Origin of the sequence: Nissabacter archeti, from assembly GCF_018257325.1 — a bacterium.
Classification (GTDB): domain Bacteria; phylum Pseudomonadota; class Gammaproteobacteria; order Enterobacterales; family Enterobacteriaceae; genus Chimaeribacter; species Chimaeribacter arupi.
The window spans coordinates 95,045-97,417 of record NZ_JAERKB010000017.1 but is presented as its reverse complement, the minus strand read 5'-3'; the positions used below and the strand labels follow the sequence as shown (position 1 = coordinate 97,417).

The window sequence follows — 2,373 nt, the reverse complement described above, 5'->3', positions numbered from 1 at the left end:
CCGAGTTAGAACATCAAACATTAAAGGGTGGTATTTCAAGGATGGCTCCACGCAGACTGGCGTCCACGCTTCAAAGCCTCCCACCTATCCTACACATCAAGGCTCAATGTTCAGTGTCAAGCTATAGTAAAGGTTCACGGGGTCTTTCCGTCTTGCCGCGGGTACACTGCATCTTCACAGCGAGTTCAATTTCACTGAGTCTCGGGTGGAGACAGCCTGGCCATCATTACGCCATTCGTGCAGGTCGGAACTTACCCGACAAGGAATTTCGCTACCTTAGGACCGTTATAGTTACGGCCGCCGTTTACCGGGGCTTCGATCAAGAGCTTCGCGTTGCCGCTAACCCCATCAATTAACCTTCCGGCACCGGGCAGGCGTCACACCGTATACGTCCACTTTCGTGTTTGCACAGTGCTGTGTTTTTATTAAACAGTTGCAGCCAGCTGGTATCTGCGACTGGCTTCAGCTCAGGGAGCAAGTCCCGTCACCTACATGCCAGCGTGCCTTCTCCCGAAGTTACGGCACCATTTTGCCTAGTTCCTTCACCCGAGTTCTCTCAAGCGCCTGAGTATTCTCTACCTGACCACCTGTGTCGGTTTGGGGTACGATTTCGTGTTACCTGGAGCTTAGAGGCTTTTCCTGGAAGCAGGGCATCAGCTACTTCACCACCGTAGTGGTTCGTCATCACGCCTCAGTGTTAAAGCCAACCGGATTTACCGGGTTGACACACCTACACGCTTAAACCAGGACAACCGTCGCCTGGCCAGCCTAGCCTTCTCCGTCCCCCCTTCGCAGTAACACCAAGTACAGGAATATTAACCTGTTTCCCATCGACTACGCTTTTCAGCCTCGCCTTAGGGGTCGACTCACCCTGCCCCGATTAACGTTGGACAGGAACCCTTGGTCTTCCGGCGTGCGGGTTTTTCACCCGCATTATCGTTACTTATGTCAGCATTCGCACTTCTGATACCTCCAGCAGACCTCACAGTCCACCTTCGCAGGCTTACAGAACGCTCCCCTACCCAACAACGCATAAGCGTCGCTGCCGCAGCTTCGGTGCATGGTTTAGCCCCGTTACATCTTCCGCGCAGGCCGACTCGACCAGTGAGCTATTACGCTTTCTTTAAATGATGGCTGCTTCTAAGCCAACATCCTGGCTGTCTATGCCTTCCCACATCGTTTCCCACTTAACCATGACTTTGGGACCTTAGCTGGCGGTCTGGGTTGTTTCCCTCTTCACGACGGACGTTAGCACCCGCCGTGTGTCTCCCGTGATAATATTCTTCGGTATTCGCAGTTTGCATCGGGTTGGTAAGCCGGGGTGGCCCCCTAGCCGAAACAGTGCTCTACCCCCGAAGATAAATTCACGAGGCGCTACCTAAATAGCTTTCGGGGAGAACCAGCTATCTCCCGGTTTGATTGGCCTTTCACCCCCAGCCACAAGTCATCCGCTAATTTTTCAACATTAGTCGGTTCGGTCCTCCAGTTAGTGTTACCCAACCTTCAACCTGCCCATGGCTAGATCACCGGGTTTCGGGTCTATACCTTGCAACTTGACGCCCAGTTAAGACTCGGTTTCCCTACGGCTCCCCTATACGGTTAACCTTGCTACAAAATATAAGTCGCTGACCCATTATACAAAAGGTACGCAGTCACCCTGATAAATCAAGGCTCCCACTGCTTGTACGTACACGGTTTCAGGTTCTATTTCACTCCCCTCGCCGGGGTTCTTTTCGCCTTTCCCTCACGGTACTGGTTCACTATCGGTCAGTCAGGAGTATTTAGCCTTGGAGGATGGTCCCCCCATATTCAGACAGGATGTCACGTGTCCCGCCCTACTCATCGAACTCACAATTAGTGTGCTTTTGTGTACGGGACTATCACCCTTTACTGTGCGACTTTCCAGACGCTTCCACTAACACACAAACTGATTCAGGTTCTGGGCTGTTCCCCGTTCGCTCGCCGCTACTGGGGGAATCTCGGTTGATTTCTTTTCCTCGGGGTACTTAGATGTTTCAGTTCCCCCGGTTCGCCTCATTACACTATGTATTCATGTAATGATAGTGTGACGTATCACACTGGGTTTCCCCATTCGGGTATCGTCGGGTATAACGCTTCATATCAGCTTACCGACGCTTATCGCAGATTAGCACGCCCTTCATCGCCTCTGACTGCCTAGGCATCCACCGTGTACGCTTAGTCGCTTAACCTCACAACCCGAAGATGTTTCCATCCGCGAGCGTGATTATTTGAGAGACTCTATTACAGACTTCGCATTACTCTATGTATCACCCGAAGGTCATACACTACGGAGAGTAATGGATGCTGTAATGTTTCAATTTTCAGCTTGTTCCAGATTGTTAAAGAGCAATA

At 51.5% G+C, this 2,373-nt stretch carries 1 rRNA gene; it reads right to left on the bottom strand.

The window, feature by feature from the left end:
* Positions 1-2,210 (bottom strand): 23S ribosomal RNA (locus tag JK232_RS20605); the annotation flags it as partial.
* Positions 2,211-2,373 lie beyond the last annotated feature (163 nt).